Here is a 6,315-nt window from a genome sequence, read left to right on the forward strand (position 1 = left end):
AGCGCCTCGCGCGCCGCTGCCGCCCCGGCCGCGGCCTCGGTCCCACTGGCTCGCTGGGTGTCCTCGAGGACGAGCCGACCCGCGCGGGCGGCGGCCTCCTCGCGGGCGGTGGGCGGGAGGCCGTCGTCGGTGACGAGGACGTCGACGTCCTCGAGCGGCAGCGCGGCGGCCAGGCCGACGACGCGCCACTTCGAGGAGTCGGCGAGGACGACGACGCGGCGTGCGGCGCGGGCCAGCGCCCGGTCGGTCTCGGCCTCCTCCAGCGTCGGCGTCGTCAGCCCGCGGGCGGGGTCGACGCCGTGGGCGCCGAGCAGCAGGACGTCGACGTTGACCGCCTCGAGCGCGCGGACGGCGACCGGGCCGACGAGGGCGCGCGACGGCGTCGGCCGGCCCCCGACGAGGAGCACCTCCGCGCCACCGGGCGCGCCGGCGAGCACGTCGGCCACGGGCAGCGAGTTCGTCACCACGGTGAGGCCGGGCACCTCGCGGAGCAGTCCTGCGGCGAGGTGGGTGGTCGTCCCGGCCGAGACGGCCACCGACGAGCCGGGCGGCACGAGCGCGGCGGCCTCGCGGGCCACCGCCGTCTTCGCCGCCACGTGCAGGCCCGACTTGGCCGCGAAGCCGGGCTCCTCGGTGCTCGGCGCCCGCAGGGCCATGGCACCGCCGTGCACGCGGTCGAGCAGGCCCCGCCCGGCGAGCTCCGCGACGTCGCGGCGCGCCGTCATCTCCGAGACGCCGAGCTCCTCCGCGAGCTCGGCGAGGCGGACGGCGCCGCGGGCGCGCACGAGGTCGGCGACGGCCTGGCGGCGCTCCTCGGCGAGCACGGGACCTCCCGGTCGGGCGGGGCGCCTCCGGCCCGCGTGGTGTTCGACCGTGTCAGGTGCTGTTCGAGGTTGTCAAGGCCAGGGCGAGGCCGCGGCGGCCAGCCCCCGTCCACCCGCCGGGACTCGTGCTTGCGGTTGACGCAGCGTCAGTCCCTAGCGTCCGTCGAGCCGGTGGGACGGTCCCGCCGGCGCCGTGGTGAGCGGCGGCGGCGAGGAGCAGAGCAGTGGCGTGGACGACGGCCGAGGTGGCGCGGATGTCGGGGACGACGGCGCGCACGTTGCGCCACTACGACGCCGTCGGGCTGCTCGTGCCCGCCGGCACCGGGGCGGGCGGGGTCCGGCTCTACGAGCGGGCGCACCTGCTGCGGCTGCAGCGCATCCTCCTGCTGCGCGAGCTCGGGGTGCCCCTCGCGGTCGTCGGGCAGGTCCTGGCCGGGCAGCGCGACGAGGCCGCGGCTCTCCGGGCCCACGCCGACCAGCTCGCGGCGGAGGGTGACCGGCTGGCACGTCTGGCCGCGACCGCACGCCGCACCGCGGACCACCTGGAAGGGGACACCGACATGACCGAGCAGCAGTTCTTCGAGGGCCTGGCGCGCGACCGCGACCAGTACGAGCAGGAGCTCGTGGCCCAGCACGGGGAGGGCGTGCGGGCGGCGTTCGCCCAGGCGCGGGAGCGGACGGCGGGCTGGAGCCGGGAGGACTTCGAACGCGGCGGACGAGAGCACCGCGAGCTCGCCGGGCGCCTGGGCGCGCTGGTGCGACGCGGGGCGGCGCCGGGCGACGAGGAGGTGCAAGCGCTCGTGGCCGAGCACCACGCCGGCGTCGCCGCGCACTGGACGCCGGACCGCTCGGCCTACCGGGGACTGGCCGACACCTACGTCGAGGACGCCCGCTTCCGCTCCTTCTACGACGACGTCGAGCCGGGCCTGGCCGCCTGGCTGCGGGAGGCGATGGGGGTGTGGGCCGACGCCCACCTCACCTGAGCGCCGGACCGACGCCGCACGGGCACGGCCTCCGCGCCGTCCCCGTGCGGCGGCCCCCGGATCGTCGACGTCCCGGCAGCCGGTCGTCGACTGGAGCGTGGCGGTCGGACCACCACCGGCGTGCGCCACCGCGGAGCCGGCCGACCATGACGCGGAGAGGTGAGGGCCTCGTCGTCCCTGCGCGACCGTCGTACCGGACGGCCCGCCGTCGATCAGACGGCATCGGTGAGCTCGCCGGAAGACCTCCTGCTGTGCGCTCACCCGATCGGCTGCTGGCGGCGCCCCTCGGCCGCTCGGCGGTGACGGTGGCGCCCACGATGAGCGCATGCACGACGCAGGTCCTGAGCGGGTGGTCATCGACGTCTTCCCCGACTACGGCGCCACATGGCCGGTGTGGGGGCCGTCCGGCCTGATCGACCCTGACTCGCTGCCGGGTCTGAGCCCCGGTCTGGTGGCCGCTCTGCATGACTGGCAGGAGCAGTGGGAGGGGGAGCGGGGCAGGCCTGAGCGTTACCGGAGCATGACCAACGCCCCGGGGCGGCAGTCCGAGCTCGACCGGCTCGCCCGTCACCTCGCTGCCGAGCTTCGTGACGTCGCGGTCGTGCGGACCGACACCTGGTCCAGCGATGGGTCCGTGCCCCCTCGAGAGGCCGAGTCCCGAGCGATGAGGAGGCGCGGCGACGAGGACGGGTAGTCGCAGCCGCTGGCTGGGCCGTCGCCATCCCAGCTCCACGCTCGGGCCGGCTGACCTTCGTCGACCGGGACGCCCAGGGGCCCGGGCAGAGCGTCCGCGGTCGCACCGCGGTTCCCGTATCAGGGACGACGCCGCCTCCCGAGCGCGTACCGGACGATGACGACGATCATCGCGAGGCCAGCCAGCACGGCGAAGGCCTCAGCGGCGGCAGGGAGACCTAGCGCGCCCAGCACGAGCCCGACCACGCCCAGACCGGCGACCACACCGCCGAGGGTGAAGAACATCGCCTCGCCGAAGGCCCACGCGAAGGGCAGGAAGTGGGCCCCGACCACGGCAGCGATCAAGGACGGCCGCAGGTCGCCCTGCCCCACGGCGTCCAGGGCCCTGGAGCCGACGGCGATGAGGGCCAGCTCGCCGACGACGCAGGCGCCGTAGACGACCAGCGCGACCGGACGCGGCCGGGACAGCGGCCCCAGCGCCGACGGGCGGACGTAGTGGGCGAGCAGGGCCACGAGAACGCCGATGGCGCCGGCTGCACAGGCGAGGATCGTGACCCCGGTCCCGAGCGCCGGCGAGTAGCTCGCGACGAAGACCATGCCGCCCGCCAGGCCGATGAGGCTGCCCCAGCGGCGTGGGTCGACCAGCGGCGGAGGCTCCCCGACGGCGGGCCCGTACCCGCGCCGCCGCACACGAGCCGACGTCACGTCGGCGAGTCCAAGGTCGGTGCCAGCATCACGACATCCTCACCCACCGAGGGCGCGAGGGACGTGCGCACGAAGACGTTCCAGGGCACGTCGACGTCGACCGGGACGCCGCACGCGCTGGCCGCCGCGGATGAGTCCCTGCGACGGGCTCGGCTGGATCCCGCAGAGGATCGACAGCAGGACGTCGTCCGGCCAGCGATGTCCTACCGGTGATGGCCGACGCGTGCGGGCACACGTGAAGCGGCGAGATGCGCGACGCTGCGCCCATGCACGCAGCGAAGAGGCTCGTGACGTCCATCGAGGTCGACGAGCCGTCGAGCACTCCACCCGACGCTGACCGCCAGATGTCCATCTCCGCCTCGCTCGAGCTCGAGCTCGAAGACGGACGACGGGTGACCCTGCTCGACGACCGGGGCTGGTCCTCCAGTGGCCCGAGCGACATCTGGGCGTACACGTCCCTGGAGGACCTGGCCGACACAGCCCGCACGGTGGTCGGACCTGACGAGCCTCCAGACCACGCGTCCTACGAGGAAGAAGAAGCCTCCTACTGGGCTCAGATGGCCACCAACGCCCGAGAACGAGGCGTGCGCGTCGAGGCCGGCGACCTCCGAAGCCTGTCGCACGATGTGGACATCAGCCAGGAGGTCCGAGCGCGGATCGCCCGCGCCGCGCGGTGATCGCGGGAGGGCTGCCCCCGAGGCCGAGCCGCCCGCCAGCGGGCCGGTCGCTGCGACCGACGACCGGCGCCCGGTGTTCGCGGGTGCTTCTGATGCAGGGTGCCTCCGAGCGGTGGGAACCTCCACCACGCCGGCCGCCGTCGTACAGGCGTGCGTCGCCGCCCGCTTCCAGCCGTGGTCGGCCTCACCGCGGTTCTCACCTTCATGGCCGCGGGCTGCGGCCAGGACCCGAGTCAGGACTCGGGCCTTCCCCGACCGACGTGGGACGCCTCGGTCCCCACCCGTAGCGAGCCACCGCCGCAGCCAGCCGTGACCGGCCGGCCTGGGCCGACGCAGACCCCCGTCCAGGAGGTGCTGACGACCGAGACGACGGTCGAACGGCGGCCGACCGCGGTGCGGGTGCAGCTGTGGGGCAGCAGCAGCTGCCCGCAGGTCGTCACGGGTTCACGGCTCGAGGAGCCACGACGGCTGCTGGTGTGGACCGAGCACGACGGTGGGAACGATGGCGCCTGCACTGCCGACCTGGCGCCGACGTCGTCGACGGTGCCCCTCCCTGAGGAGCTGAAGGACGTCGACAAGCTGGAGGTCGTCGTCATCCACCTCGACGAGCAGGACGTGGGCGTCGTCGGCTCAGTGCACCGTCTCCGGTAGACGCACGACCCTCGACGGCTTTCCGCAGTCGGTCGGCTCCTGGCTCACCGAAAGACGTCTCGGCCGTATGCGGTCAGTCCAGCCGCCATGTCGCGAGCGCAGCGCCCAACGGAGACGCGTAGCCGGCGAGCAGCGCGGCGCTGAGCAGGAGAAGCACCACACCTACGGCGACGCCTCGAAGGCTGCGGGTTCTGCGCGCGTGCGTGAGCACCACGGCGACCGACAGGGCCGCGCCGATGGCCGCCCCGGGCAGGACCGCCACGACAGCGAGGAGGCCGGCGAGCTGAAGGAGACCTCCGGCGGCTCCTGGGGGCCACATGTCCTTGGGGTCGTGCGCTCCGCTGGCGACCTCGGCCAACGGCAGCTCGTGCAGGTCGTTGACGAAGTACGGGACGAGAACGCTCGCCGCCAGGGCTGCGGTCGCCGCCACGACGACCACTGTCGCGGCCAGCAGCGTCCGCCGGCCGCTTGGCGGCGCGGGTGCGCCGGCGAGTGGACCAGCTGGAGGTGCCTCGCGGGTGTCCATGCGTCCATGGTCCGCGCCGGGCACCGTCACCGCAGTCAATTGGTGCTGTTGTCACAGGTGGGGCCGGGCGGAGGCTCACCCGATGCGTGGCGGTGCCTTGGAGCGGCTGCAGCGGTCTCAGTAGCCGACCCTCGACCGGCGACGACGCAGGGCACGCCGCCGCAGGCGCCCTGCTCGGCAGGCCGCGTCCCGTCTGACCCGCCCGGAGACGGTCCTGGCCGACGCCCGTCATGCGGAGCAGTGCGCGTCTGCCCTGCGGGCGACGAGGAGTGGGGAGCCTGGCTCGCCAGCCCGGTGGTCGTGCGAGGGGGCAGGCGGACCCGCCGACTCCGTCCCTGACGCCGCGCACGCACGGCGCCGGTCGATCCGGGGGATGCGGAGCCGACACCGTCTGATGACGCGTGCGCGGTGCCGGTGCCGCCGTCGGGACCGCGGCACAGGAGAGGCACACGTGCGTCCGGTCTGCGCCGTATCGTCCGATCGGCGCCGTCCGGTGCCTCCGTGGTCGACACCCCCCGAGGTCCTGGTGCACCCCTCTCCTGCCGTCTCCCGACCGACCGTCGTCCCGCGCTCGCGACGGACGGCCCTGGTGGCGGCCGCCGCCCTGGCCGCGAGCCTGCTCGCCTCCGGAGGCGTCGGCGGGCGCCCCGCCGCCGCCGCCCCGTCCGCCTGCGCCGACGTCGAGGTCGTCGTCGCGCGCGGGACGGGCGAGGCCCCGGGCCTCGGCGTCGTCGGCCGCTCCTTCGCACGGGAGCTGGCGGCCGCCCTGCCCGGCCGCACGACGACGACCCACGCCGTCGCCTACAGCGCGGAGCAGACCCGCGAGAGCGTCGAGCAGGGCGCCGCGGACCTCGCCGCCCACGTCCAGCGCCGGATCGACGAGTGCCCCGGCACGCGGCTCGTCGTCGGCGGCATGTCGCTCGGCGCCGCCGTCGTGAGCCTCGCGGCGGCGCGGGCGTCCGGCCGCCAGGGCGGCCGGGCCGTGCCCGCCGCGGACGCCGACCGCGTCGCCGCGGTGGTCGTCTTCGGCAACCCGCTGGGGAGCCTCGGCCTGTCGCTCGACGAGCTCGTGCCGGAGCTGAGGGGCCGCTCCCGCGACTACTGCGCGACGCTCGACGACGTCTGCGGCCGCTACGAGCCGGCCCTCCCCGGCGGGCACGCGTCGTACGTCTCCGGCGGGGCGACCCGCGAGGGCGCGGCCTTCGCCGCGGCGCTGGTGGACTGAGGTCGCGCCGGCGGCGCGGGGCGGGCGCCCG

8 protein-coding genes are annotated in these 6,315 nt (G+C 75.5%); 5 read left to right on the forward strand and 3 right to left on the reverse strand.

Annotation, left to right across the window (positions count from 1 at the left end):
• Window positions 1-824: DeoR/GlpR family DNA-binding transcription regulator (locus HLB09_RS11500; RefSeq protein WP_171203510.1), on the reverse strand; the 824-nt coding region annotated here is incomplete at its 3' end.
• Between the two features lie 224 nt (window positions 825-1,048).
• Here HLB09_RS11500 and HLB09_RS20020 point away from each other — a divergent pair.
• Together HLB09_RS20020 and HLB09_RS11510 are read left to right on the forward strand one after the other, a co-directional pair.
• Window positions 1,049-1,807, forward strand: coding sequence for a MerR family transcriptional regulator (locus tag HLB09_RS20020; RefSeq protein WP_171203511.1), 759 nt, complete (start codon window positions 1,049-1,051; stop codon window positions 1,805-1,807).
• A gap of 325 nt (window positions 1,808-2,132) precedes the next feature.
• Window positions 2,133-2,501 carry a hypothetical protein gene (locus tag HLB09_RS11510; RefSeq protein ID WP_171203512.1) on the forward strand — a complete coding sequence of 123 codons (369 nt, stop codon included), beginning with the start codon at window positions 2,133-2,135 and terminating at the stop codon, window positions 2,499-2,501.
• Between the two features lie 119 nt (window positions 2,502-2,620).
• Here the strand turns inward: HLB09_RS11510 and HLB09_RS17840 are convergent, their stop codons facing one another.
• Window positions 2,621-3,205: a hypothetical protein gene (locus tag HLB09_RS17840; protein WP_212770947.1), complete on the reverse strand. Its 585-nt coding sequence runs from the start codon at window positions 3,203-3,205 to the stop codon at window positions 2,621-2,623.
• A gap of 266 nt (window positions 3,206-3,471) precedes the next feature.
• Between HLB09_RS17840 and HLB09_RS11520 the strand changes: the two genes are divergently transcribed.
• Window positions 3,472-3,882 carry a hypothetical protein gene (locus HLB09_RS11520; RefSeq protein WP_171203513.1) on the forward strand — a complete coding sequence of 137 codons (411 nt, stop codon included), beginning with the start codon at window positions 3,472-3,474 and terminating at the stop codon, window positions 3,880-3,882.
• 351 nt (window positions 3,883-4,233) lie between these two features.
• On the forward strand, window positions 4,234-4,533 hold the full coding sequence (locus HLB09_RS11525; protein WP_171203514.1) for a hypothetical protein: 300 nt from the start codon (window positions 4,234-4,236) through the stop codon (window positions 4,531-4,533).
• Between the two features lie 73 nt (window positions 4,534-4,606).
• On the opposite strand, the gene HLB09_RS11530 is transcribed toward HLB09_RS11525, so the two are convergent.
• Window positions 4,607-4,963, reverse strand: a complete 357-nt coding sequence (locus HLB09_RS11530; RefSeq protein ID WP_171203515.1) for a hypothetical protein — start codon at window positions 4,961-4,963, stop codon at window positions 4,607-4,609.
• 685 nt (window positions 4,964-5,648) lie between these two features.
• Between HLB09_RS11530 and HLB09_RS11535 the strand changes: the two genes are divergently transcribed.
• The gene (locus HLB09_RS11535; protein ID WP_171203516.1) at window positions 5,649-6,284 is read left to right on the forward strand and encodes a cutinase family protein; all 636 of its coding nucleotides are present in this window, start codon (window positions 5,649-5,651) and stop codon (window positions 6,282-6,284) included.
• Window positions 6,285-6,315 lie beyond the last annotated feature (31 nt).

This window comes from Pseudokineococcus marinus, assembly GCF_013004605.1.
GTDB classification, from domain to species: domain Bacteria; phylum Actinomycetota; class Actinomycetes; order Actinomycetales; family Quadrisphaeraceae; genus Pseudokineococcus; species Pseudokineococcus marinus.

Coding starts and splice junctions, on each gene's coding strand:
- HLB09_RS11510 (WP_171203512.1), top strand. CDS start 2,133: ATGCACGACGCAGGTCCTGAGCGGGTGGTCATCGACGTCTTCCCCGAC.
- HLB09_RS11520 (WP_171203513.1), top strand. CDS start 3,472: ATGCACGCAGCGAAGAGGCTCGTGACGTCCATCGAGGTCGACGAGCCG.